The following is a 24,451-nucleotide window of genomic DNA, read 5'->3' as shown; positions in this document are numbered from 1 at the left end:
CACACAAGATGTTGCGGTCACAAAAGCTACGCAAACGAATCCTTGACGACGCAAACCGAGTCGCCTTTTATGTGCCATGTGCTCTTGTTGAGGGCGCGACCGGAGAGTTTCGAGCCCGGTCATTTCCCCGGATTTTGTGCGTTTTGGCCATGATTTCCGCCTGTTTACGAGGCTGGCGGAAGCGTTGGATCGTGGGGGCTTCGGGAGCGAAAAGGGAGATTTGTCGGACTGGAATAAATTGTCTGTTAACACTATATTTAGTGTTTGCAGGCAGGTTCGACGCTAGATAGTGTGAATTTCCCTCGGTCGAGGGAATCGAGGAAAAATTCAGTTTTGAGGGACCCGCAGGGTTCGGCGCAGAGTTGGAACAGCGGCTTCGTAAGAAGCTCGACCAGCAAGGCGACGAAGACTGCCACAAGGAGAGCCGGTGTTTTCGAACGCCGGCAGACGGCGGACATGCGCGTTTCGCATTGGGGGCAGAAATCCCCGGGGAAAAGCGCTATATATAGACAAAAGGGACCGGACCAATGCGCATCGAGCGTCGTTTCACCAAGCCAGGCCAATCAGCTTACGCGGAGATCGAATTCCGCAAGGCGCTTTCGGAGATCAAGAATCCGGACGGCTCGGTGGTGTTCCGCTTGGACAATATCGATGTGCCGGCGCAGTTCTCGCAGGTTGCCGCCGACATCCTGGCGCAGAAGTATTTCCGCAAGGCCGGCGTGCCCGCGCGCCTGAAGAAGGTCGAGGAGAACGACGTCCCCTCCTTCCTGTGGCGCTCCGTCGCCGACGAGGCCGAGCTTGCCAAGCTGCCGGAAGCCGAGCGCTACGGTTCCGAAATCGACGCCCGCCAGGTCTTCGACCGGCTGGCCGGCACCTGGACCTATTGGGGCTACAAGGGCGGCTACTTCAAGTCGGAAGAAGACGCGAGCGCCTTCCGCGACGAACTCGCCTATATGCTCGCCACCCAGCGCGTTGCGCCGAACTCGCCGCAATGGTTCAACACCGGCCTGCACTGGGCCTACGGCATCGATGGTCCGAGCCAGGGCCACTATTATGTCGACCCGTTTACCGGCAAGCTGACCAAGTCGAAGTCCTCCTACGAGCATCCGCAGCCGCATGCCTGTTTCATCCAGGGCGTGCAGGACGATCTCGTCAACGAAGGCGGCATCATGGACCTGTGGGTGCGTGAAGCGCGCCTGTTCAAATACGGCTCGGGCACCGGCTCCAATTTCTCCATGCTGCGCGGCGAAGGCGAAAAGCTGTCGGGCGGCGGCCGTTCGTCCGGCCTGATGAGCTTCCTCAAGATCGGCGACCGCGCGGCGGGCGCCATCAAGTCGGGCGGCACCACGCGTCGTGCGGCCAAGATGGTCATTGTCGACGCCGACCATCCCGATATCGAGGAATTCATCGACTGGAAGGTCAATGAAGAGCAGAAGGTGGCGTCGCTGGTCACCGGCTCCAAGATCGTGAAAAAACATCTCGAAGCGATCATGAAGGCCTGCATCAATTGCGAAGGCCATGATGACGATTGCTTCGACCCGTCGATGAACACCGCGCTGAAGCGCGAGATCAAGGCGGCCAAGAAGTCGGCGGTGCCAGAGAACTACATCTACCGCGTCATCCAGTTCGCCAAGCAGGGCTACACCTCGATGTCGTTCAAGACCTACGACACCGACTGGGATTCCGATGCCTACCTCACTGTGTCCGGCCAGAACTCCAACAATTCGGTGTCGCTGAAGGACAATTTCCTGCGCGCCGTCGAGGAGGATGCCGACTGGCACCTGACCGCCCGCAAGGACGGCAAGGTGCTGAAGACGCTGAAGGCACGCGACCTCTGGGAAAAGATCGGCTACGCCGCCTGGGCTTCGGCCGATCCGGGCCTGCATTTCAACACGACGATGAACGACTGGCACACCTGCGCTTCGGCCGGTGCGATCCGGGCCTCCAATCCGTGCTCGGAATACATGTTCCTCGACGACACGGCCTGCAACCTGGCCTCGATCAACCTGCTCCCCTACCGCAACGCCGACGGCACGATCGACATCGCCGCCTATGAGCACACGGTGCGGCTGTGGACAGTCGTCCTCGAAATCTCGGTGATGATGGCGCAGTTCCCGTCGAAGGAGATCGCCAAGCAGTCCTACGAATACCGCACGCTCGGCCTCGGCTATGCCAACATTGGCGGCCTGCTGATGACGTCCGGCATTCCCTATGATTCCGACGAGGGCCGCGCCATCTGCGCAGCACTCACCGCCATCATGACCGGCGTCGCCTATGCAACCTCGGCCGAGATGGCCGGCGAGCTCGGCGCCTTCGCCGACTACGACCGTAACGCGCAGAACATGCTGCGCGTCATGCGCAACCATCGCCGTGCCGCCTATGGCGAGAAACAGGGCTACGAGAAGCTCGCCGTCAATCCGGTGCCGCTGGTCGCGTCCGACCTGAAGCAGCAGGAATTGGCCACGCACGCCAAGGCTGCCTGGGACCGCGCCATCGAACTCGGCGAAGAGCATGGCTACCGCAATGCGCAGGCGACCGTGATTGCGCCGACCGGCACGATCGGCCTGGTCATGGATTGCGATACCACCGGCATCGAGCCCGACTTCGCGCTGGTGAAGTTCAAGAAGCTTGCCGGCGGCGGCTATTTCAAGATCATCAATCGCGCCGTGCCGGAAGCGCTGCGCACGCTGGGTTACTCAGAAAGCCAGATCGCCGAGATCGAGGCCTATGCGGTCGGTCACGGCAACATGAACCAGGCGCCGGCGGTCAACCCCGGCTCGCTCAAGGCGAAGGGCTTTACCGATGACAAGATCGCGGCGCTTAACGCAGCACTGAAGTCGGCCTTCGACATCAAGTTCGTCTTCAACCAGTGGACGCTCGGCGCCGACTGGGTGAAGGAGACGTTCGGCTTCACCGATGAGCAGCTCAACGACTTCTCGTTCGAGATGCTGCCGGCGCTCGGCTTCTCCAGGAAGGACATCGAAGCCGCCAACATCCATGTCTGCGGTGCGATGACGCTGGAAGGCGCGCCCTTCCTCAAGGCCGAGCATCTCGCGGTGTTCGACTGCGCCAGCCCGTGCGGCAAGATCGGCAAGCGCTCGCTGTCCATCAACAGCCACATCCAGATGATGGCGGCGGCACAGCCCTTCATCTCCGGCGCCATCTCCAAGACCATCAACATGCCCAACGATGCGACGGTGGAAGACGCCAAGGGCGCTTACATGCTGTCGTGGAAGCTGGCGCTGAAGGCCAACGCGCTCTATCGCGACGGCTCGAAGCTGTCGCAGCCGCTCAATTCGTCGCTGCTCGCCGACAGCGAGGATGACGAGGACGACGCGGTCGAGCAGTTGATCGCTGCGCCCGCTTCACAGCGCGCCGTGCAAGTGACCGAGAAGATCGTCGAACGCGTCATCGAACGGCTCTACCGCGATCGTGAAAAACTGCCGAACCGCCGCAAGGGATACACCCAGAAGGCAGTCGTCGGCGGCCACAAGGTCTACCTACGCACCGGCGAATTCGATGACGGCCGCATCGGCGAGATCTTCATCGACATGCACAAGGAAGGCGCTGCTTTCCGGGCGATGATGAACAACTTCGCCATCGCCATTTCGCTCGGCTTGCAATACGGCGTGCCGCTCGAGGAATTCGTCGAGGCCTTCACCTTCACCAAATTCGAGCCGGCCGGCATGGTGCAGGGCAACGACGCGATCAAGAATGCGACGTCGATCCTCGACTACGTGTTCCGCGAACTCGCCGTGTCCTACCTCGGCCGCCACGACCTCGCCCATGTCGACCAGTCGGATTTCGACAAGACGGCGCTCGGACGCGGCATCAACGAAGGCAAGGCGACGCCGTTCTCGAAGGGCCTTACCCGCGGCGCCTCGCCGGTCAAGTTGGTGTCTGGCTTAGGTGGCGAACCCAAGGGTTTTGCCGGATCACCTGCCGGAGCCCCTGCCCGGGTCACTCCAACTGCGTTCTCAGGCTCCAACGTGCTGGCGCTTAAACCAGCAAGCGACGAAGCCATCGCCTACAAGCGCGACTATGAGGAGCGAGCCAAGGAATTGGTCGAAGATATTGTTTCCGAGGAGGCAGCCGATCCCACCGGGTTGTTCACCGACGAAGCAGCGAAAGAAGCGGCCGAGGCAAAGGCGCTTGCCTCTACGCGGCGTCAGCAATCCTTGATGCAAGGCTACACCGGCAACGAATGCTCGGAATGCCACAACTTCACCATGGTGCGGAACGGCACCTGCGAGAAGTGCGATACTTGTGGTTCGACGAGCGGGTGCAGTTGACACGAACGAACCTCTCTGCCGCCAACGCGGCAGAGAGGTTTTTTTTGAGGGAGAGTTTCACCTACAGGTGAAAAAGACAGGGAAACATAAAGATGGTCGAAAAAACTCTGACGGCATTTGGGTCCGCATGCCGGGAAATCAGAATGGCACGAAGGTTGCGGATGATTGATCAAGCAAAGGAGTTCAAGTGTTCGCCGTCATTTATCTCCGCTGTCGAGACTGGGGGAAAACAAGTTCCAGAGGGGTACGTAGAAAACTTTGGAAACTGGTTGAAATTGGACATCGTTACGAGAAAGCACCTACAGGCCCTCGCAGATGCCCGCATTAACGTTATTCGCTTTACGCCAATAAACAAAGAACGCGCAGCTCTTGCTAGAAGGTTATTTAGGAAGATCAACAAGATGTCCCCAGACGAGATACGAAAACTGGACGCAGAACTCCCAGGAGATGACAGATGAGTCATGACTATTGCGTATCCGCCAAGAGTCGCGCTGAGATCGAGATATTAGCAGCGGCATGGCGCCAAGCACTTCGCATAGGCACTACTTGCCAAGCACCTGATATGGTTAGTGTCCTTGAAAATGAAATGCCCCGGCTTTTTGGCGATTTCGCACTAGTTGTCAAAGATGACCACCTGATGGACGGAGCGGAAGGGTATACCGAATTTGATCCGCCTTGCGTTGTCTTGTCAGGCACAACGTATCAATCCGCCGCGAACTTTGAAGGCCGCGGCAGGTGGACTGTGGCCCATGAGCTAGGGCATTTGGTTCTTCACAAATCGGCCGTTCCCCTTGATCGAGCCCCTAGGCGATATTCTCAGATGAAAGAGTTACCTGCGTACGCGAGCGCAGAATGGCAAGCTAACGCGTTTGCCGCCGGTTTTCTTATGCCGGAGACTCTAATTCGTGACTTCACCGACGTTCTGGAAATCATGCCGTTCTTTGCTGTGAGTAGGACAGCCGCCGAGAAACGCCTCCAAAATCTTGGCATCTCAGAGCCACATATAATTCCGCATCAGGTCAAGACGGCAATTACAGGAATGCAAAGCAAAGCCGCAGAAATACCAAAGCCGGCTCGTTAGAGCCGGCTTTGGATACCGCGAACAGGCCGGAGCCTACGCGGGGCGACGAGATCGAAATCCCATCTCCTCTAGCAAGGTTATCATATGGGGAGTCGGTTCTCGGAGTCGAGGTAGCTCTGGCAACACAGAGGAAAGATACCCAAATGCCCACCAATGAACGTAAGACTTTCGACATTGGACGAAGCTCAAAGAGCGGCCAATTCATTTCTGTGAAAGAAGCCGAGCGCCGCCCGAACACGACCACAGTCGAGCGTGTCCCCAAGCCCGGCTACGGGGACACCAAGAACGAACCGCCGCGCAAGAAGTAACATTGATAGGCGAAGTTTGCCGGGCGCGTCACCGCGGCCGGCAAGCCGTTTGAGGAAATTGCGCCAGGCGCCTCAAGCAGTCCGGTTTGAAGGAGTGACTATATGCGTTACGCGGTGGTGATTGAAAAAGCAGGCAACAATTTCTCTGCCTATGTGCCGGACCTACCCGGCTGCATCGCAACTGGTGCTACCGTGCCAGAAGTAGAAATCGAAATTCGCGACGCTATACGCTTTCACATCGAGGGCTTGCGTGCCGATGGGCTGGAGGTGCCCAAAGGAATCAGTCTCGCGGAATACGTAGAGGCATAAGCGGTAGCCTTCAGGACAACATCCTATCCCGGCACCCGCAGCGTCTGATCGTCGAACAGCGGCTCGTCCTGCCCCGCCCGAACGAACAGCACCCTCCGCCCCTCACCCGCCGGCGCCTCGAAATACTGAATACCATCCGGCATTTCGCCCCAGTCGCCGCAGGGCGGTTCGGGAACTTCGTCATTGGCTAGCGCCTTTAGCTCTTTCGCATAGGCAGCATCGGGGCTGAATGTGTAGCGTTTGACGCCCGCGGGCACGGTGCCCTCGGTGTAGGGCGTCAGCACGCAGCGGGCGCTGACTGATTTGTCGGTCTTTTCCAGCAACAGGCGCAACACCGCGGCCTCGGCAGTTTCGCCTGATTTGATGTCGAACACCTCGACCAGCGGATCGGGCGCGCCGCCATCGCTGTATTTGATGGCGAGCGCGTTGCCGACGAATTCGAAGTGGATCTGGCGAAAACCGAAATCGCAGCGCTGCACCCAGGCGGCCAAACCGACCGTCTTGTCGGCCAGTTTCTCCCAGACGCATTTGTCGATCGGCGGGCGCGATGGCGCCAGCTCGTCCGCCCGCGCTGCGGCTGATATCGTCGCCGAGGCAAACAGCGTGCAGATCCAGACAATCAGTCTCATGGCGTTATTCATCGCTGCATCCTGTCAATGTGAAGGCGTCCCACGCCGAGCCGTCCGGATTGGCATTGGCGAAATCGGCAAATTCGGTGAAGCCCGCGCCGAAATCGGGCAGCAACAGCCCTTTCGGCGCCGGTGTCGCTTCGCGCGAATTCAGCTGCTCGGCGCCGCCTCCGGTCAAGGCATAGACCTGGCCCATCCATATCCGGCAGAGACCGCTGCCATCCTCCAGCCCCGCTTCGCGGTCGTCGTCGGTGCAGGCATGGCGGATGGTGCCGAGCGGAAACGAATTTTTGCCATTGGTCCAGGTGATGTCGGCCGGCAAGCGCGTATCGGTGTTGGGCACGGTCACCGAAAACACTTCGGCCGTCAGTGCCGCCGGCTCATTGTTCAGCGGCCGGAATTGCATCACCGCGCCCGAACGCGGCTCGCGGTAGGTGGCATGGCTGAGCAGACATTCTTTTGCGCTCGCTGCCTGCACGGCGCCGAGCAGAGCCAGGCAAACGATGGCCAGCCTGCGGACGATCATTGGATGTCTTGTCATGAAAGTGGGCGCCTCAGATAAAACCGACCAGCCGAGCCGCGCCGCCCAGAAACGCGGCCGAACAGACCCACAGCAGCCAAAGCCCGCGCACCCTGCATTCGAGCACTGCCGAGGCGGGGTTGGCTGGGTCGTAATGCACGTCGACCTTGCCGCCCTCGGCATAGCTGCGCCCTTGGCCGCTGACGAGGCCGGGCATTGAAGCGGTGACCGTGGCGCCGAAGGTGACGCGGTCTGAGGTGTAGTGCTGGCCTGCGACGCCGTAGCTGTACACGATGCGGGATTTGAAAACGGTGCTCCAGCGTCGATGGCCGCTGTAGTTTCGTAGCGCCTGCAGACCGGAGGAATTGATGCGGCCGGGCGCGACCGGCCATTTTGCCGCCTGCTCGGCAAGCGACTTCTGGACGAAGGCCATGCGCAGGATCATCAGGCCCATGAACAGCAGCAGCGCTCCGGCGCCGAGGTTCTGCGGCTTGGGCAGGTGCGGCCGGATCGCCTCCAGCACGCCACCGAGCGAAAACACCAGCACCACCGTGCCGATCACCAGCCCGGCCGAGAGCTTGACCATGAACTTGAAGGCGCCGTCCGGCAGGGTGCGTTCGATCACGGCCTTGCCCGGATCGGCCGGATTGTAGAAGACGGTCACTTCAGCGCCGGTGGGAAACTGCGCCAGGGTTTCGGTGACTTCGAAATTCCCCAGATTCTCCTTCACGCTGTAGCGCGAGCTTTGAAATTTCTTTTTACCGACCTTGTATTCGAAGGTGATCGCCGGAAAATTGCGCATCTCGGTGGTGTCGCTGCTGTCCGAGCCGACGCCCGACCTTCTGACTTCACGCGCCTCGACGCGCGACGAGATGATCTTGCCCGGCGCCGGCAGCCAGTGGCTCATCGCCTGCACCTCGCGCCATTTGACGAAAGTGATGAACGACAGACCGCCCGCGATCGCGCAGGCAAATCCGACAATCAGAAATTTGAGCTCTACGTCCACCGCGTCCCCCAGGAGTGTCGGAAGCTGCGAATAGATAGCACGGCGAAGGCAATGTCTTGATTATTCGCGAAGGACGAACCGCCCTTCCTCGGGTATCGAAGCCCCCTCAACTTTGTTAAGAGTCGCCCAAACTGTTAGGAGCCATGAGACCAGGATGACAGCACTGCGCGTTCTCTCGGATGCCTTCATTCCGGAACTCCCGAACCACTACAAAGGCAAGGTCCGCGAGAATTACGATCTGCCGGATGGCCGCCGCATCATCATCGCCACCGACCGGCTGAGCGCCTTCGATGTGATCCTGACCGCAATACCTCTCAAGGGAGAGCTGCTGACGCAGACGGCGCGCTACTGGTTCGAGGAAACGGCGGACATCTGCCAAAACCATGTGCTCGATTATCCCGACCCCAATGTCGTTGTCGGCACCAGGCTCGACATTCTGCCGGTGGAAATCGTTGTTCGCGACTATCTCGCCGGCACCACCAGCACTTCGGTGCTGACGAAATACAAGAACGGCGAACGCGATATGTACGGCATCCGCCTGCCGGACGGGCTGCGCGACAATGAGAAGCTGCCGCAGGCCATCATCACGCCGACCAGCAAGGCGCTCGATGGCGGTCATGACGAGCCCTTGACGCGCGACGAGATCCTGACGCGCGGCCTGTTATCGGAAGAGCAATGGGACACAGTCTCGCGCTATGCGCTGGCGCTGTTTGCGCGCGGCAAAGCGTTGGCCGCGAAGCGCGGCCTGATCCTGGTCGACACCAAATATGAGTTCGGCACGAACAAGGATGGCACCATCATCCTTGCCGATGAAATCCATACGCCCGACTCAAGCCGCTACTGGCTTGCGGCAAGCTATGAAGAGCGTTTCAAGGCAGGCGAGCGGCCGCAAAGTTTCGACAAGGACTTTATTCGCGCCTGGGTGACCGCGCGCTGCGATCCCTACAAGGATCGTATTCCGAAAATCCCCGCCGAGCTCATCGAGCAGACATCGCGGGTTTACACGCAGGCCTTTGAGACCATCACCGGCAAGACCTTCACCGCCGATATCTCGGGAAAGACGGTGCTGGACCGCATTCGCGAGAACCTGCGACCTTATTTCTGACGGCGGCTGGCGGCCGCCGGTCAACTTGCCGAGGTCGCGGACGCGGACGGTTCTGGCGGAGCGCGCCACGTGCCGAGATATGATCCGCACAGGATGAGCGCGAAAGCCGCTACAATGCCGATATCGAGCGGCTCTGAAAGGACGAGCACGCCGGCTGCCACGGAGACGGCGGGCGCCACATAGGTTATGACGACCGCCCGTTCGGGGCCGATCTCCCGCACCAGCAGAAAATAGGTGGCGAAGGCGATCGCCGTGCAAAACACGCCAAGACCGAGGATTGCGCCAACCACCGTTGTCGACGGCATGGCCGCCGGCCAGGCCAACGCCGCCGGCACGGCGTAGATCAGCGCGGCCCCTGCCAGACAGACTGCCGTCAGCGAGGTTGCCGGCACATCGTTCAGCCAGCGCGACGCGATGATCGAACCCGAGGCATAGCAGGCCGCGGCCATGAGAATCTCGACGACCGCGAGAAATCCGCCACCCAAGGTCGGCAGCGCCAGCACGAAGACACCGGCAAAACCGAGGAAAAGACCGGTCCAGCGGCGTATCCCCAGCCGCTCATCCGAGCCCATCAGCTTTGAGAGCGCGACGGTTACCGCCGGCGTCATGGCAATCAGCAGTCCGGCGGTGGAACTGTCGATGCTGACTTCGCCATGGGTGATCAGCCCCCATGGCAGGATCATCTCGACCAGACAGAATGCGGCGACCGCCGGCCAATGTGTCTTCAGCCATCCGAAACTGCGCTGGACAAGGACGAAGGGCAGCAGCGCCAGGGCGCCGACGGCTGTTCGGGCAAAGACCAGGAAGGGCACCGACACCTCGGCAACCGCCAGCTTGATCAACAAATAGGGAATGCCCCACAGGAGGCTGAGCAGCACGAACAAAAACAGTCCGCGGCGCGTCATGACGGCCTCACAGCCAGAAAGGTGGTCCACTCTTCGCGATCGCGGCCGACGTTGAATTCGTCTCCGACAAGAACCAGCCCGGCGTTTTCAAGGCGGGCCGCGAAGTCGTCCCTGCGCCAGTAGACCGTATGATATTCGCCGCTCTTCTCGCCATCGCCAATGCGCATCGAGACGAGGAAGGCGCCGCCCGGCCGCAACGACCCGGCAATCTTGGCAAGCACCTGGTCGGCCTGCTCGCGCGGCACGTGGATCAGGACGCACAATGCGAGCACCGCGTCGTAGGGGCCGCCGAGATCGTCGGTGATGAGATCGAGAAACTCACCATGCTTGCCGCGTGCGGCCTGCAACTCGAGAAACCGCTTCGTTGCGTCTGTGCGCCGAACCTGGACACCGAGCCCTTCGACGAAGTCCGCATCGTATCCGGGCCCCGAACCGACTTCCAGAATCCGGCCACCTTTGCCGGCGATCTTCACCAGGCGCTTCAGCCATTTCTGTTCTCTTTGGTTCGGAACGTGCCGCACCAGAGCGTCGTAGCGTTCGGCATAGTCCTCATAGGCGTTGATCGTTTGGCGGCTCTTCGCCAGATCCTCGGATGGCACAGTCATCTTTCCCTCCCCTGGTCAAAGAGCTTGCTTAGCCAATGGTGCCGGGAGGCACGCGTCCGTCAAGCATACCGATATCCCTGAGGAAATGATCCGACAGCGAGCGGCGGTCGAGCAAGCCGCGCTTGCGAGGCCTGAACGGCGCGGTGAAGAGGTCGAGCACCGGGCGGCGAAGCGTGTTGTAGAGAGCGATGGTGGTGGTCATTGCCGTATCCTCAGGGTTTGATCCGATGAATGCAGCATGCCGTTTTCCGGGCTTGGTTTCCAATCGAACGTCGCGTAGTATGCATCAGCGGGATTGATGCGTCATGAGCTGGGAACTACCACCATTAGGAGCCATCAGGGTCTTTGAAGCCGCGGCCCGGCTGGGCAGTTTCACCAAGGCAGCCGAAGAACTCGGCATGACCCAATCAGCTGCCAGCTATCAGATAAAGGTGCTGGAAGAACGTGCCGGAACGCCGCTTTTCATAAGAAAAACAAGGCAGATCGCGCTGACCGAGGCCGGACAGCAGCTGGCGCCGCACGCAACAGGCGCGTTCTCGACCCTGGCCGACGCATGGGTCGCCACCAAGGGTGGAGCGACCGGCGTGCTGTCGGTGACGACCATGGAAACCTTCGCATCGAACTGGCTGGCCGTATGGCTTGGAACATTCCAGCTGATGCATCCCGATCTTGCCGTGAAGGTGAATACATCGCACGGGCTGGTCGATTTCACGCGCGGCGACATGGATGTCGGCATTCGCACCGGCAGTGGAAAATGGCCGGGCCTGACGGCTCACTATCTGTTCAAGGCGGACTATACGCCGATGCTCAGCCCGAGACTCGCCGAAAGCGTCGGCGGCATCCACCGCCCCGAGGATCTCTACCAAGTGCCGCTATGCTGTGCCGACGATCCCTGGTGGGAAATCTGGTTCAAGGCTGCCGGCGTGCCGTTCGAGCCCGATCGCGTCATCGCTGGCCCGAAGCTGGGTACGCAGGCCTATGATGCGATGGCGGCGCTGACCGACAAGGGCGCCGCGATCCTCACCAGAAACCTTTACAGCGCCCTGTTGGAAAAGGGCCAGTTGATACAGCCATTCGGCGTGCTTGGATCGGACGGCGACGGCTATTGGCTGGTGCATCTGGAGAGCCGCCGCAACGCGCCCAAAATCAAGGTGTTTCGCGACTGGGTGCTGGCGCAGACGGCAGAGATACGCGAACGCGAAAAGCGCGACAGCCCTCTAGGCACCGCGATAAAACTCGCCCCCGCCTCAACCCTCAGTCCTTGAAGGTCAACCCGTATCTTGCAACCTGTTCCTTCGGCATATCCGCAAGCGCCTGGCGCGTGGTGTAGCCGCCATAGATCACCTTGCCGTTCTTGATCATCCAGTCCTCGACGTCGGCCTCGGTCACCGTCATCCTGTCGCCCATCTTGTACTTGTTGCCATTGACCGGGACGTCGGCGAGCAGGCCGATATAGGAGCCGTCGCTGTAGCCGACCAGCTGCAGCCAGATATGCTCGGTGGCGCCGTTCTGGGTCAGCGGGAATTTTACCGTGTAGGTGCCGGGTGTGCCGGCGTCCATCAATTCGTGGAAGCGCTTGAGGGTCGAGCGGCCGCTGTCCTTGGCGGCCTGCATCGCCTTGTCCTCGGTGGAATAGGACACGACGTTCTGCTTCGACTCGGCCAGCGAAGTGCCACTTCCGCCCGGCATGTGGCCGAGCGAGCTGAAAAACCCGTAGCCGACAGCGGCGGCAAGAGCGACAGCCACAACTGGATTGCGCATGGACCCCTCCGAAACCCGATCACGGGCACGTTACCGGAAGGCTGTTGCGATACCGCTAAAGGACACAGTGAGCGGATCGTTAGCGAGACGCTGAAATTCAACCCAAGGCGCAGCGGCAGGCAGCGCAGGCGCACCGGCACCGGCCTGACGTTCAGTCGGCGTCGGCGACGGTCGTCTGCCCGCCTGCCCATGCCCGCCAGGCGCGCTCGTCGCCATGGAAGACGTTGAGGTCGATGCGGCCGGTCACGCCGTGCGACAGGCCGGAGCCGGAGTACTGCCAGAACAGCCATTTGCGGCCGGGATAGACTTTTGAGGGATGCCGCGCCACGGCGCGCAGCCAGAACGGATAATCGAGAAACGCACCCTTGAGATTGTCGCGATAGAAATCCGGTGCGGTGTAGATGATGGGCCGCTGGCCGTAATGGCGCTCCAGCTTGTCCATGAACACCTTCATCTTTTCCAGCACGGTGGCCCGCGACGGCCGCCGCTTGCAGGAAGATTCGCCGTTCCACTCGACATCGATTACCGGTGGCAGCGCGCCTTCGACCCTCGGCACATTGCGGATGAACCAGTCGGCCTGCTCGCCCGCGGTGCGGCACCAGTAGAAGAAATGATAGGCGCCGCGCTTCAGCCCGGCGGCGTCGGCATTGCGCCAGTTCTTCATGAACAGCGGATCGAGATGGTCGCCGCCATCGGTCGCCTTGATGTAGGCGAAGTTGGCGCCCTGGGCGCGCAGCTTGCCCCAGTTGACATTGCCCTGCCAGCGCGAGACGTCGACGCCGTGGACGGCAAGGTAGCGTGGCGAAGCCTTGCCGAAATTGATCGGCTTGGCGTCGCGAAAACCGTAGCGGGTGACTGGCGAGGCCAGCATGGCCGGCGCAGCGCGCGTCAACCGCTTCGGCGCAGACATCAGAGCGGCGGGCTCGAGCTGTGGTCTGGTGCTCCCCTGCGGCGTGCCCGCGACGATGGCCTCTTCTTCCTCGACCATGGAAAAGGGCGGCGCATTGTCGGCCACAGCGTTGTCGGCCACCATTTCGGACCGCATCGGCGCGAGGTCGGCGGTCTCCGCCGGAGCCGCTGTGACCGGCGCGCTCGGACGCACAACCGAACTGGTCGTCTCGTTCGACGGCTGCAAGCCATCGACGCCCGCTGTGGACGAACAGCCGGCAAGCCACAGCGATGCCAACATGAAACTGACGACGCCTGAAATCCGCATCTGGACCTGTACGCAAAACACAACAGACCGAAGGCAAACAGACGCCGCCGGACAAACCGGCCTCGATTACTAACGAGAAATTACCAACAAAGTTTGAATCAAGTTGTTAGGAATTGGCCCTCTTGTCTTCTCCCCCTGTGGGAGAAGGGGAAGCCCTTACCTTCCCAGCCATTGCTGCATGCAGCTTTTGGCCACCACATGCGCCGGTGGCACGGCGTCGGCGGCCGGGCGGCGGGCACGTTCGAGCAGCAGGCGAACCTGTTCGGGGCGCACGCGGTCACGCTCCATCACGAGGAGGACCATCGGATCGCTCAAAAGCTCGTCCAGGGTGCTGATTCTGTCGCTCATCGGTCGTCTCCTCGATACCGGCCCGCAGACGATAGATAGGCAGGCAATCATGGCCCGCCAATGACGCTTTGCCGGCTATGTCGTGGTTTCGGGATTAATTTCCGGTAAGGCCGGCGTCAGTTCGGAGGCGGCGCGCCTTCATGGTGCGGCAGGCCGTCATCGAGTTGCAGCCAGGGCTGCTTCGAGGCGGTCCACATATGCATTTCCGGCTTGAACAGCGAGGGATCGTCGAGCGAGCCGGTGGTGATGCCGACGATGCCGGCGGAGTCGCGTCGGGAAAACAGCGTGGTGCCGCAAGCGGCGCAAAAGCCGCGCTTGAGGTCCGGAGAGGTGTTGACCGTCGCCACCTCTCCCTCGACGGTGACATCGTCGATGCGAAACAAAAGGCGGGCATTGAAAGCCGCGCCGATCACCTTCTGGCAGCGCCGGCAATGGCAGACGCGCTGGTTGAGCGGCGCCGCCTCGGTGCCGTAGCGCACTGCCCCGCAATGGCATCCGCCCTGGTATTTCGTCATCATTCGAACCCATCGCACTGAAGGTCTCTTGATGATATCGACAGGTACCTTCCGGTCAATTGAAAAGTCCTGATGGCGCCATCGATTGCGCCGATAGGACCAATGGCTGCGCCAAGGCTCCGTAGCCTCGCAGGCACAAAAAAGCCGACCGCCTCTTCGAGACGGCCGGCATGTATTTTCAGGCAAGCTATTTCGTTTCGCTGAGGACTTCGTCCCAGGTCTTCACCTTGGTTTCGCCATTGAGGAAGGGCAGTGCCGCGGCCGTCAGCTCCGGTGCGAAGAAGACGTCGTAGTGGGTGCGATTGGGAATGATGGCCAGCCGGTTCTGCGACAGGTTCTCACGCATCCAGCCGGCATCCTTCAGCCCGCCGCCGAGCATCTGGTAGAACTTGATCTCGTGCTCGGGCTTGTACATGTCGCTGTCGCCATAGGCCAGCATGACTGGCATCTTCAGCTTCGCCACATCGGCGGAATAGTCGTAATCCTTGCGCATGAAATTGCCCAGCGCATCGAGCAGTTTAGGGAAATCGTCGGGACGTGGGGCGACGGCGACGTAGGATTTGTACATCGGCGTGTCCTTCATGAAATCGGCGGCGGCCGCGCTCACCTGCGCCTGCTGGCCGCGCATCTCGTCATAGAAGCCATTGGCGGCGAAGCCGGTCGAGACCAGGACCAGACGTCTCACCGTCTCGGGATGCTGGACGGCCATACGGAAGGCGACGCCGCCGCCCAGCGAATAGCCAAGCACGTCGACCTTGTCATAGCCGAGCGCCTTGACGATACCAGCCATGTCGTCGCCCATCCCCTCCAGGCTGAAGGGTCGCTCGCCGAGCGCGGTGCGGCCATGGCCCTGCAGGTCGACGGCAATGATGGTGCGGTTTTCCGCCAGCTTCGGCAGCAGCGGCGCGAACATGTCCGACGTGCCAAGGCCGCCATGCAGCAGAAGCAGCGGTTCGCCCTTGCCGTAGACGGCATAGTAGTAATTCAGGCCGTCGATCGGCAGCAGGCCGGACTTTTCCGGCTTCGGCATGGCTGTTGCTTCGGTGGTCATGGCGGGCTTGGTCTCCACTGCATTGGCTGGGCCGGGCGCTGCAAACAAGGCAGCGACCGAGGCAAGAATGGCGAAATAGATTGGTCTGGACATGTCGGTCTCCTCGGGTTCCGCCCCAAGGACGAGCGAGCACGCCGCGTGCCGACATGCCCTGCGAAAAAATCCGCGGAAGAATGATCGGTTTGGCTGTTGTCGATCGGTCGCGCGCCTCAGTGGCGCTTGGCTTGCACCAGATAGGCGTCGATCTCGGTCTCGCCGAGCCATTTGGCGGCTTCCAGCCGGTGCAGGCCCTCGACCAGGATGTGGCGCTTGCCGTCATGGCGAACCTGGATCGGCGTCTTCATGCCGTTTTCCAGTATGTCTTCGGCCAGATGCCGGACCGTTTCGGGATGCAGCGTCTTCTTGCGCGCCGTCGGCACGTAGATTTCGTCGACCTTGACCTTCTGCACTCTCAGCATACCGGCTCCCGAGGCGGAAAATGCCGCCTCGCCTGAGATAGTCGGTTTGCCGGGTGCGGCCAAGAGCGGCCAAGCAATTGTGTCGTATGCAATTGCTGGCCCGATCGTTTCCATTTGACGCTTGGCCGGCAGATGGCCGAAATGGCGGCCTGTCACTTTTCCGGTGTTCATGACCCAACTGCCGACCGAATTTCCCGATTTCGGACTGACGCCCGAGCAGCGCCGCGAGGCAGTGCGCGGCCATTACTATGAATGGCCGGGAATGGACGGCGAGCGCGGCGAGATCTGGTGTTATTCCAACCGCTTTTCCTACCGCGCCGGCGAGACCGTGACGCTGCATGTCAGTTCGAGAGTGCCGCGCTTCAGCATTGTCATTGTCCGCGACGGCGGCAGCGAGACAAAAGTCTTCGAGCAAACGGGGCTTTCGGCGCGCTGGCAGGATACGCCCGACCAGTGCTCGGTCGAAGGCTGCGGCTGGGAGGCGTCGTTTCAATTCAGCATCGGCAAGGATTGGCCGTCCGGCGCCTACCGGCTGACGCTGACGGCGGACGGCGGCGACGGCAAGCCGATCCACTGCCACCACCTCATCATCGTCGCGCCCCTGCCCGGCAAAAAGCCCGGTCGCGTGCTGCAGGTGGCGGCGACGGGCACCTGGCTGTCCTACAACACCTGGGGCGGCTCCAACGCCTATCAGGGCATCACCGGCCCGGGCCGCGACCAATATGCGCGCATGGTGTCGACGCAGCGGCCCTGGTGCCGCGGCTTCGTGGTGCTGCCCAAGGATGCGCCGCGCGTGCCGCTGGAGGTTGCGGTGCCGCCGAAAACAGTGCCGCGCTATCCGCACATGGAATGGGCGTACGCCACCGGACATTCGAAGAAATACACCTCCTCCGGCTGGGCGAGCTATGACAGCCACTTCTTCCGCTTTGCCGAGCGGGCCGGCTATGGCGTCGATCTCGCCAGCCAGCACGATTTGCACTTCTCGCCCGAGATTCTCGACGGCTACGACTGTGTGGTCTTCGTCGGCCATGACGAGTACTGGACCTGGGAAATGCGAGACGCCGTCGACAGCTACGTCGAGCGCGGCGGTCATGCGGCGCGCTTTGCCGGCAATTTCATGTGGCAGACCAGGCTCGAGGACGAAGGCCGGCGGCAGGTCTGCTACAAATACCGGGCGCGCGCCGAAGACCCGGCCTATGGCGGCGACGTCACCCGCGCCACCAACTCCTGGGAAGCGCCTGAGATCGGTCGTCCCGGCGCAATGACGTTCGGCCTCAACGCGACGCGCGGCGTCTATGCCGGCTGGGGCGGATGCGCACCGCGCGGCATGCGCGGCTTTCCGGTCTATCGGCCCGAGCACTGGGCCTTTGCCGGCACCGGCATGTACTATGGCGACCTGCTTGGCGCCGACAGTCATGTCTATGGCTATGAGGTCGACGGGCTCGATTTCGAGATCCGCGGCGGCCTGCCCTATCCGACACCGGACAGCGGTGCGCCTGACGGGCTGCAGGTGCTGGCCGTCGGCATGGCGAGCCAGGTCGAGGAAAGCGCCGACATCCCGATCGAGGACCAGTTTCTCACCGACGAGGATGGCCGCTTTACGGCCGAAACGCTATTTGGCGAGGCGACCGACGCCAATCTGGAAAAAGTCAAACGCGGCAACGGCATGATCGTCAATTTCCCGCGCGGCAAGGGCGAGGTTTTCCACGCCGGAAGCTGCGAATGGGTGGCCGGCCTGCTCAGGCAGGATCCGATGGTCGAGCGCGTGACCAGGAATGTAATCGATCGCTACCTCGGAAAGTCCTGACATGCAGAAGCCCTCATCAACTGGTTCAGAAACGCGCGCGCCCTCGCACCTGTTCTACCTCTCCAGCCTGCGCCGGCCGCTGATCGACCGCGCCGAAGGCATTTATATGTGGACGCAGGACGGCCGCCGCTTCATCGACGGATCGAGCGGGCCGATGGTCGCCAATATCGGCCATTCCAACCGCAACGTGCTCGACGCCATGAAGCGGCAGATGGACCGCGCCACCTTCGCCTACCGGCTGCATTTCGAGAACGAACCGGCGGAAGAACTGGCGCGGGAACTCGCCGGCAAACTGCCGGAGGGCATGGACCGAATCTTCTTCGTCTCCGGCGGTTCGGAGGCGACGGAATCCTGCATCAAGCTGGCGCGGCAATGGGCGGTCGCGACCGGCCAGCCGAAGCGCTGGAAGGTTATCACGCGTTTTCCCTCCTATCATGGCGGCACGCTGGGTTCGCTTTCGATAACCGGCGACGATGCGCTGGCCGAAACGTTCACACCGATGATGCGGGTGATGCCGACCGTGCCGGCGCCGACGGCATGGCGCGACCGCGACAATCTTTCGATGGAGCAGCGCGGCGTCCGCTATGCCGACATGCTGGAGGAGAAGATCCAGGCCGAGGGCCCGGACAGCGTGCTCGCCTTCATCATGGAGCCGATCGGCGGTGCGGCGACTTCGGCCCTCGTCGCACCGGACAGCTATTATCCGCGTATACGCGAGATCTGCGACCGCTACGGCATCCTGCTCATCCATGATGAAGTGATGAGCGGCGCCGGCCGCACCGGAAAATTCCTTGGCGGCGACCATTGGAACTGCAAGCCCGACATCGTCGCGCTGTCGAAGGGGCTTGGCTCCGGCTATGCGCCGCTCGGCGCGCTGGCCGCCCCGATGCGGCTGGTCGAGCCGCTGCTGGCGTCGGGCGGCTTCCAGCATGGCCACACCTATGCTGGCAATCCGCTCGCCTGCGCGGCCGGGCTCGCCGTGCTCGGCGAGATGGACCGCCTCGACCTGATCGCCAATGCCGCCGCGATGGGCGACGTGCTGATGGACGGGCTGAAAGGGCTGGCGAAGCGTTTTCCGTTCATCGCCGATGTCCGAGGCAAAGGCCTGCTCACCGGCGCCGAGATGGTTGCCGATCCCGAAACTCTACGGCCGATCGAACAGGGCAAGAAAGCCACGCAGCGCCTGCTCGACCTCGCCTACGAGCGCGGGCTGATCATCTACGGCCGCAGGGTCAAGGGCGGTGTAGACGGCGACAATTTCATGGTGGCGCCGCCGATGATCGTCACGGCTGAAGAGGTCGGCGAGATCATTTCCATCATCGGCGATTCGCTGGAAGTTCTGGCCGCCGAACTCGACCTGCCGGTCGAAGGCTGAGGGCTAAAGAATGGCGCCGAGGAAAGTCATCATCACCTGCGCGGTCACTGGCTCGGTGCACACCCCGTCCATGTCGCCCTATCTGCCGGTGACGCCGGACCAGATCGCGACCGACGCCATCGCGGCGGCCGAGGCTGGCGCCTCAATCCTGCATCTCCACGCCCGCGATCCCAAAGACGGCCGGCCGACCGCCGATCCTGAGGTGTTCATGCAGTTCCTGCCGCGCATCAAGCAAGCGACCGATGCGGTGATCAACATCACCACCGGCGGTTCGTCGCTGATGACGCTTGACCAGCGGCTGGCGGCACCACTGCGGGCCGAGCCGGAAATGTGCTCGCTCAACATGGGCTCGATGAATTTCGCGCTGTTCCCGATGCTCGACAAGCCAAGGGAGTGGCAGCACGAGTGGGAACCAAAGCTGCTCGAAGCCACGCGCGACACCATCTTCAAGAACACCTTTGCCGATATGGAAGGCGTGCTCGAAAAGCTCGGCAAGGGCTGCGGCACGCGCTTTGAGTTCGAATGCTACGATGTCGGCCATCTCTATTCGCTGGCGCATTTTCGCGACCGCGGGCTGGTGTCGGGGCCGCTGTTCATCCAGTTCGTGCTCGGCATTCTCGGCGGCATCGGCGCCGATCCCGACAATCTCATCCATATGAAGCGCATCGCCGACAAGCTGTTCGGCGACAGCTACCAGTTCTCGGTGCTCGCCGCCGGCCGCCATCAGATGCCCCTGATCTCGATCGCGGCGGCGATGGGCGGCAATGTCCGCGTCGGGCTGGAGGACAGTCTCTACGATGGACGGCAATTGGCGAAATCCAATGCCGATCAGGTGCGCAGGATACGTGGCATTCTCGATGGCCTGTCGCTGGAGGTGGCCACACCGGCGGAGGCGCGGGAGATGCTGGCGCTGAAGGGTGGGGACCGGGTGGCGTTTTGAGATGATTGAGATGGCGGCGCCCAGTCGCACCCCCCTCTGTCCTGCCGGACATCTCCCCCTCAAGGGGGGAGATTGGATGTCGCCACGGCCTTCGCAAACTTCCAAAGTTGCAGGACGGACGGCAGCGCAGAAACTGCTGATCTCCCCCCTTGAGGGGGAGATGGCCGGCAGGCCGGAGGGGGGTGCCTTGGCATCATACCTCCAGTGACTGCCTCGCCTAAAGTCACCCTCCGCCCCGGCACCATCGACGACGTCGACACCATCCATGCCGCGCTGCTCAAGCTCGGCACCCATATCGGCGCGCATCATGAGATCACGTCCACTGCCGACGATCTCCGCCGCTACGGCTTTGGCGACAAACCCGCCTTCTCCACCCTGATCGCCGAGATCGGCGGCGATTTTGCGGGGCTCTGCCTGCATTTCCCGATCTTCTCGACATGGATGGGGCGGCCCGGCGTCTATATCCAGGACCTCTATGTCGAGGACCGGTTTCGCGGCCGCAAGATCGGCGAAAGACTGCTGCGCCGGGTCGCGCGCGACTGCCGCCGGGATGGCGGCGCCTATCTCAGGCTGTCCGTCGACACCGACAATGACGGCGCCAAGGCTTTTTATGAGAGACTGGGCATCGCCTGGTCGAGCTACGAGCAGACGCAGAAGATTGTTGGCGATGCCTTTTTGGCCTTTGCCGATGCAGCGCAGGATGGGGACGCGGAATGAAAGCCTTCTTTGCCGAGGAGCAGAAACGCCACGACCCGAAGGCCTTTCTGTCCAGCGGTGCGCCGCAGCCCAATCCCGAACAGCCGGAGCGGGTAGAGCGATTGTTAGCCGGCGCAAAATCCGCCGGATTGATGATCGAGCGGCCCAGGGAACATGGCCTAGGCCCGGTGGCGGCCGTGCATACGCCGGAGTATCTCGCCTTCCTCGAACACATTTTTGCGCGCTGGCAGCGCATCGAGGGCGCATCCGCGGAAGTCATCCCCAACATCCATCCACTGGCCCGCACAGGGTCCTATCCGGCCTCGGCGGTCGGCCAGGCCGGCTACCACATGGCCGACACCGCTTGCCCGATCTCGGCCGAAACCTGGCACAGCGCGCTGTGGAGCGCCTGGAGTGCAGTCGAGGCAGCCGAAGCGGTGATATCGGGCGCGCCTGCCGCTTATGCGCTCTGCCGGCCGCCCGGCCATCATGCCTTTGCCGATGTCGCCGGCGGCTTCTGCTTCATCAACAATTCAGCGGTCGCAGCCCAGGTGTTGCGCAAGCAGGCAGCGCGGGTGGTGATCCTAGATGTCGACCTGCATCACGGCAACGGCACGCAAGGCATCTTTTATACGCGTTCCGACGTCCTGACGGTGTCGCTGCACGCCGATCCGGTGCGCTTCTATCCGTTCTTCTGGGGCCATGCCGATGAGCGCGGCGAAGGTCCGGGCCTCGGCTATAATTTCAACCTGCCATTGCCGCGCAAATCAGCCGACGCGGCGTTTCTGGAGGCCCTCGAAGTGGCGTTCCAGCGTATCCGCGCCTTTTCGCCGGACGCGCTGGTCGTGGCGCTCGGTCTCGATCCGTTCGAGGGCGATCCGTTCGGCGGGCTTTCGGTGACCACGCCCGGTTTCTCGCGGATCGGCGAGGCAATTGCCAAGCTTGGCCTGCCGACGGTTATCGTCCAGGAAGGCGGCTATCTCTGCGACGCGCTCGGCGACAATCTCACGGCGTTCCTCACCGGTTTCGGCGGCAAACAGCGATAGCTGACTAGCGCTGCTGCCTCAGCATGGCGATCACCCGGTGCACGCTTTCCAACGTCTCGTCGATCTCTGCCGCCGTGTTGTAGTGCGCAATACCGATGCGCACGACTCCCTGCTCGGCCGGAATGCCGAGATGGTGGACGATCTCCCAGGCGTAGTTGTGGCCCGACCATAGAAAAATGTTCTCGGCATTCATCTGCCGCACGATCGTCTCTGGCACGATGCCGTCGACGGTGAAGGACACGGTCGGCACGCGCTCAATGACACGCTTCTGATCGGTGATGCCGCGGATGGTCAGGCCCTCAATGGCGGACAGCCCATCGATCAGCCTCAGCGCCAGCGGGTTTTCGTAGGCGATCGACACTTCGTATGCCTTTGCGATCTTTTGCCTTCGCGAACCGCCCTCGCCGGCCGCAGCACCGAGTTCGGCGAAGTAATCGACCGCTGCGGTAAGCCCGGCCATCAGTTCGATCTGCGGCGTGCCGAGTTCGAAGCGCTCCGGCAGGCCATTGGAAGAGCAACGGCATTTGTAGGGTTGCAGCGCATCGATGATGTCGCGGCGTCCCCACAATATGCCCATATGCGGGCCGAAGAATTTGTAGGCCGAGCAGATCAGGAAGTCGCAGCCGAGATCCTGCACGTCCACCAGCCCGTGCGGCGCGAACTGGACGGCATCGACATAGACCAGCGCCCCGGCCTGTTTGGCAATTCGCGTCAGCGCCTTGACCCGGTTGATCGAGCCGGTGAGGTTCGAGGCATAGTTCAGCGCCACGAGCCGAGTCTTGTCGGTGAGCAGAGCGCTGAGCGCCGCCTCCTCGACCTGCCAGCTCTTTTCGTCGAAGGGCAGGAAGCGCACGACGAGGCCAAGATCTTCGGCCAGCTGCAGCCAGGGCGAGACGTTGCCCTCATGATCCATGCGGGTGACGATGATCTCGTCGCCCGGCTTGAAGCCGCGGCCGAGCGTGCGCGACATGTGATAGGTCAGCGTCGTCATGTTGGCGCCGATGATTATTTCCTCAGCGCTCGCTGCACCCAGGAAATCGGCCATCGCCGCATGGGCGCCGTCGACCACCTGTTGCGCGGCAAGCGTGGTTTCGAAATAACCGCCGAGATTGGCGTTGGTGGTGAGGAGGCAGCGCGCCACCGCATCGGCAACCGCCTGTGGCACCTGCGTGCCGGCCGGATTGTCGAGATAGATGCGCCGGCGGCCTTTGTCGGTCAGGTCCAGCGCCGGAAATTTTCCCCTGACGGTCTTGATCGGAAAATCCATTGCTGTCCCCTTCCCCTTGTGTTTTCTACGGAATTCCGCCCGGAGTGCCCGCTTACGGACAAGGATTGCCCACGCGCTGGTGGATCGCGTCGACGACCTTCTGCATCTCGTCGGTCCAGGTCACGTCGACTGAGGACAGCGCCATCTCGAGCTGGGCAATCGTCGTCGCGCCGATGATGCTGGAGGTAACAAAGGGTCGGCTGGCGACATAGGCGTTGGCGAACAGCGCCGGTTCGAGGCCGAAGGAGCGCGCCAGTTCGTTGTATTCGAGCTGCGCCTCCGCTGCATTCGGCGTCTCATAGCGCTGGCCGCGGTTGAACAGCTGCGAGCGCGAACCTTGCGGCCGCGCGCCATGATCGTATTTGCCGGTGAGATAGCCTTGCGCCAGCGGCGAATAGGCGAGAAAGCCAACCTCTTCGCGGTCGCAGACTTCGGCGAGGTTCACCTCAAATGTGCGGTTGACGAGGCTGTATGCGTTTTGCAGCGAAACGATGCGCGGGCCGACGCCCTTGTCGGCCTCGGCGATGAAGCGCATGACGCCCCAGGAGCTTTCGTTCGACAGGCCGAGATGGCGGATCTTTCCCGCCTTCACCAGCTCCTCGAAGACTGCGAGTGTCTCGGCGATCGGCGTCTCGCCGGCCGGCGCCCCAACGGCATCGGCACGGCGCGGCACAGCACCCACGCGGGTCGGGTTGGCGCCCCAGGGGATGTCGCGCTCCGGCCAGTGGATCTGGTAGAGGTCGAGATAGTCGGTGCCGAGCTTGGCCAGCGATTTGTCGATGGCGTCAAAGATGTCGGCGCGCACCAGTTTTGACGGCCGGTCGCCACGAAACCAGCGGTTGGCGGTGCGGCCGACCACTTTCGAGGCCAGGATGACCTTGTCGCGATTGCCCTTGGCCTTCATCCAGCTGCCGATGAACTTCTCCGTCCGCCCCTGCGTCTCCTCCTTGGGCGGTATCGGGTAGAGCTCGGCCGTGTCGATGAAATTGACCCCACGCGCAAAGGCCAGATCCATCTGCGCATGGCCATCGGCCTCGGTGTTCTGCTGGCCCCAGGTCATCGACCCCAGGCAGATCTGGGTAACAAGAAGATCGGTCCGACCGAGACGGCGTTTGTGCATCGAATTTTCTCCGGCGGGAATTGCGCGGCTACGCGGGAAGGAAGCCGCATCTATAGGGAAAGCGGCGCCGCTCTCCAACCCTTAGCGGACC

25 protein-coding genes are annotated in these 24,451 nt (G+C 62.0%); 11 read left to right on the top strand and 14 right to left on the bottom strand.

The features are described 5' to 3' along the window. The first annotated feature begins 527 nt into the window (after positions 1-527). The 4 genes from AC3EML_RS19400 to AC3EML_RS19385 all read left to right on the top strand — a co-directional run bounded on the left by AC3EML_RS19400 (position 528) and on the right by AC3EML_RS19385 (position 5,990). Complete coding sequence (locus AC3EML_RS19400; protein WP_352520277.1) at positions 528-4,292, top strand: vitamin B12-dependent ribonucleotide reductase; 3,765 nt, start codon at positions 528-530, stop codon at positions 4,290-4,292. Between the two features lie 92 nt (positions 4,293-4,384). After that, entirely contained in the window at positions 4,385-4,750 is a 366-nt protein-coding gene (locus AC3EML_RS19395; protein ID WP_156951450.1) for a hypothetical protein, read from the top strand. Further along, positions 4,747-5,373 carry an ImmA/IrrE family metallo-endopeptidase gene (locus AC3EML_RS19390; protein WP_352459409.1) on the top strand — a complete coding sequence of 209 codons (627 nt, stop codon included), beginning with the start codon at positions 4,747-4,749 and terminating at the stop codon, positions 5,371-5,373. The genes AC3EML_RS19395 and AC3EML_RS19390 overlap by 4 nt, the downstream gene beginning before the upstream one ends. A 410-nt stretch (positions 5,374-5,783) precedes the next feature. Continuing rightward, on the top strand, positions 5,784-5,990 hold the full coding sequence (locus AC3EML_RS19385; RefSeq protein WP_023669048.1) for a type II toxin-antitoxin system HicB family antitoxin: 207 nt from the start codon (positions 5,784-5,786) through the stop codon (positions 5,988-5,990). Positions 5,991-6,013: 23 nt separating this feature from the next. Here the strand turns inward: AC3EML_RS19385 and AC3EML_RS19380 are convergent, their stop codons facing one another. Genes AC3EML_RS19380 through AC3EML_RS19370 form a run of 3 tightly spaced genes read right to left on the bottom strand, consistent with a single transcriptional unit; the run spans position 6,014 to position 8,145 of the window. Next, on the bottom strand, positions 6,014-6,619 hold the full coding sequence (locus tag AC3EML_RS19380; protein ID WP_245260295.1) for a hypothetical protein: 606 nt from the start codon (positions 6,617-6,619) through the stop codon (positions 6,014-6,016). Between the two features lie 4 nt (positions 6,620-6,623). Further along, positions 6,624-7,160, bottom strand: a complete 537-nt coding sequence (locus tag AC3EML_RS19375) for a hypothetical protein (protein WP_352520275.1) — start codon at positions 7,158-7,160, stop codon at positions 6,624-6,626. A gap of 13 nt (positions 7,161-7,173) precedes the next feature. Beyond that, positions 7,174-8,145, bottom strand: coding sequence for a DUF3592 domain-containing protein (locus AC3EML_RS19370; protein ID WP_488505294.1), 972 nt, complete (start codon positions 8,143-8,145; stop codon positions 7,174-7,176). Positions 8,146-8,308: 163 nt separating this feature from the next. Here AC3EML_RS19370 and AC3EML_RS19365 point away from each other — a divergent pair, with 163 nt between their 5' ends. Further along, a complete protein-coding gene (locus AC3EML_RS19365) occupies positions 8,309-9,250 on the top strand; it encodes a phosphoribosylaminoimidazolesuccinocarboxamide synthase (protein WP_352520555.1) in 942 nt (313 codons plus the stop codon). A gap of 20 nt (positions 9,251-9,270) precedes the next feature. Here AC3EML_RS19365 and AC3EML_RS19360 read toward each other — a convergent pair whose 3' ends face one another. The 3 genes from AC3EML_RS19360 to AC3EML_RS19350 are packed head-to-tail and all read right to left on the bottom strand — an operon-like array spanning position 9,271 to position 10,962. Beyond that, a complete protein-coding gene (locus tag AC3EML_RS19360) occupies positions 9,271-10,155 on the bottom strand; it encodes a DMT family transporter (protein WP_352520273.1) in 885 nt (294 codons plus the stop codon). Continuing rightward, positions 10,152-10,760 carry a class I SAM-dependent DNA methyltransferase gene (locus AC3EML_RS19355; RefSeq protein ID WP_023669053.1) on the bottom strand — a complete coding sequence of 203 codons (609 nt, stop codon included), beginning with the start codon at positions 10,758-10,760 and terminating at the stop codon, positions 10,152-10,154. Before AC3EML_RS19355 ends, AC3EML_RS19360 begins: the two co-directional genes overlap by 4 nt. A 28-nt stretch (positions 10,761-10,788) precedes the next feature. Continuing rightward, positions 10,789-10,962 (bottom strand): hypothetical protein, encoded by a 174-nt coding sequence (locus tag AC3EML_RS19350; protein ID WP_023669054.1) that lies wholly within the window; start codon positions 10,960-10,962, stop codon positions 10,789-10,791. Positions 10,963-11,065: 103 nt separating this feature from the next. Here AC3EML_RS19350 and AC3EML_RS19345 point away from each other — a divergent pair, with 103 nt between their 5' ends. Beyond that, positions 11,066-12,025 (top strand): LysR family transcriptional regulator, encoded by a 960-nt coding sequence (locus tag AC3EML_RS19345; RefSeq protein ID WP_023669055.1) that lies wholly within the window; start codon positions 11,066-11,068, stop codon positions 12,023-12,025. Here AC3EML_RS19345 and AC3EML_RS19340 read toward each other — a convergent pair. From AC3EML_RS19340 to AC3EML_RS19315, 6 genes are all read right to left on the bottom strand, one after another. Then, positions 12,015-12,521, bottom strand: coding sequence for a DUF2314 domain-containing protein (locus AC3EML_RS19340; RefSeq protein WP_023669056.1), 507 nt, complete (start codon positions 12,519-12,521; stop codon positions 12,015-12,017). The genes AC3EML_RS19345 and AC3EML_RS19340 overlap by 11 nt on opposite strands. Positions 12,522-12,672: 151 nt before the next feature. Further along, a complete protein-coding gene (locus AC3EML_RS19335; protein WP_352520272.1) occupies positions 12,673-13,737 on the bottom strand; it encodes a glycoside hydrolase family 25 protein in 1,065 nt (354 codons plus the stop codon). Positions 13,738-13,893: 156 nt separating this feature from the next. After that, complete coding sequence (locus tag AC3EML_RS19330; protein ID WP_023669058.1) at positions 13,894-14,085, bottom strand: hypothetical protein; 192 nt, start codon at positions 14,083-14,085, stop codon at positions 13,894-13,896. A 116-nt stretch (positions 14,086-14,201) separates the two neighbouring features. Further along, positions 14,202-14,600, bottom strand: a complete 399-nt coding sequence (locus AC3EML_RS19325; RefSeq protein WP_023684918.1) for a GFA family protein — start codon at positions 14,598-14,600, stop codon at positions 14,202-14,204. Between the two features lie 187 nt (positions 14,601-14,787). Continuing rightward, positions 14,788-15,744: an alpha/beta fold hydrolase gene (locus AC3EML_RS19320; RefSeq protein ID WP_023690161.1), complete on the bottom strand. Its 957-nt coding sequence runs from the start codon at positions 15,742-15,744 to the stop codon at positions 14,788-14,790. 116 nt (positions 15,745-15,860) lie between these two features. Beyond that, positions 15,861-16,109 carry a ParB N-terminal domain-containing protein gene (locus tag AC3EML_RS19315; RefSeq protein WP_023669061.1) on the bottom strand — a complete coding sequence of 83 codons (249 nt, stop codon included), beginning with the start codon at positions 16,107-16,109 and terminating at the stop codon, positions 15,861-15,863. Between the two features lie 169 nt (positions 16,110-16,278). Between AC3EML_RS19315 and AC3EML_RS19310 the strand changes: the two genes are divergently transcribed. From AC3EML_RS19310 to AC3EML_RS19290, 5 genes are all read left to right on the top strand, one after another. After that, positions 16,279-17,916, top strand: coding sequence for a N,N-dimethylformamidase beta subunit family domain-containing protein (locus tag AC3EML_RS19310; RefSeq protein ID WP_023690162.1), 1,638 nt, complete (start codon positions 16,279-16,281; stop codon positions 17,914-17,916). A gap of 1 nt (position 17,917) precedes the next feature. Further along, positions 17,918-19,291: an aminotransferase family protein gene (locus tag AC3EML_RS19305; RefSeq protein WP_023690163.1), complete on the top strand. Its 1,374-nt coding sequence runs from the start codon at positions 17,918-17,920 to the stop codon at positions 19,289-19,291. A 10-nt stretch (positions 19,292-19,301) separates the two neighbouring features. Beyond that, positions 19,302-20,231, top strand: a complete 930-nt coding sequence (gene kce / locus AC3EML_RS19300) for a 3,5-dioxohexanoate:acetyl-CoA acetone transferase (protein WP_023816557.1) — start codon at positions 19,302-19,304, stop codon at positions 20,229-20,231. Positions 20,232-20,435: 204 nt separating this feature from the next. Then, positions 20,436-20,948, top strand: a complete 513-nt coding sequence (locus tag AC3EML_RS19295; protein WP_352520271.1) for a GNAT family N-acetyltransferase — start codon at positions 20,436-20,438, stop codon at positions 20,946-20,948. Then, entirely contained in the window at positions 20,945-21,973 is a 1,029-nt protein-coding gene (locus tag AC3EML_RS19290) for a histone deacetylase family protein (protein WP_352520270.1), read from the top strand. Before AC3EML_RS19295 ends, AC3EML_RS19290 begins: the two co-directional genes overlap by 4 nt. A 4-nt stretch (positions 21,974-21,977) precedes the next feature. Here the strand turns inward: AC3EML_RS19290 and AC3EML_RS19285 are convergent, their stop codons facing one another. Both AC3EML_RS19285 and AC3EML_RS19280 read right to left on the bottom strand, forming a co-directional pair. Then, a complete protein-coding gene (locus AC3EML_RS19285; RefSeq protein WP_352520269.1) occupies positions 21,978-23,240 on the bottom strand; it encodes a cysteine desulfurase-like protein in 1,263 nt (420 codons plus the stop codon). A 52-nt stretch (positions 23,241-23,292) separates the two neighbouring features. Continuing rightward, positions 23,293-24,360 (bottom strand): aldo/keto reductase, encoded by a 1,068-nt coding sequence (locus tag AC3EML_RS19280; RefSeq protein ID WP_352520268.1) that lies wholly within the window; start codon positions 24,358-24,360, stop codon positions 23,293-23,295. Positions 24,361-24,451 lie beyond the last annotated feature (91 nt).

Source organism: Mesorhizobium sp. P170090 (assembly GCF_057786115.1).
The sequence above is the reverse complement of the archived record's forward strand: the minus strand, read 5'-3'. Positions and strand labels throughout refer to the sequence as shown.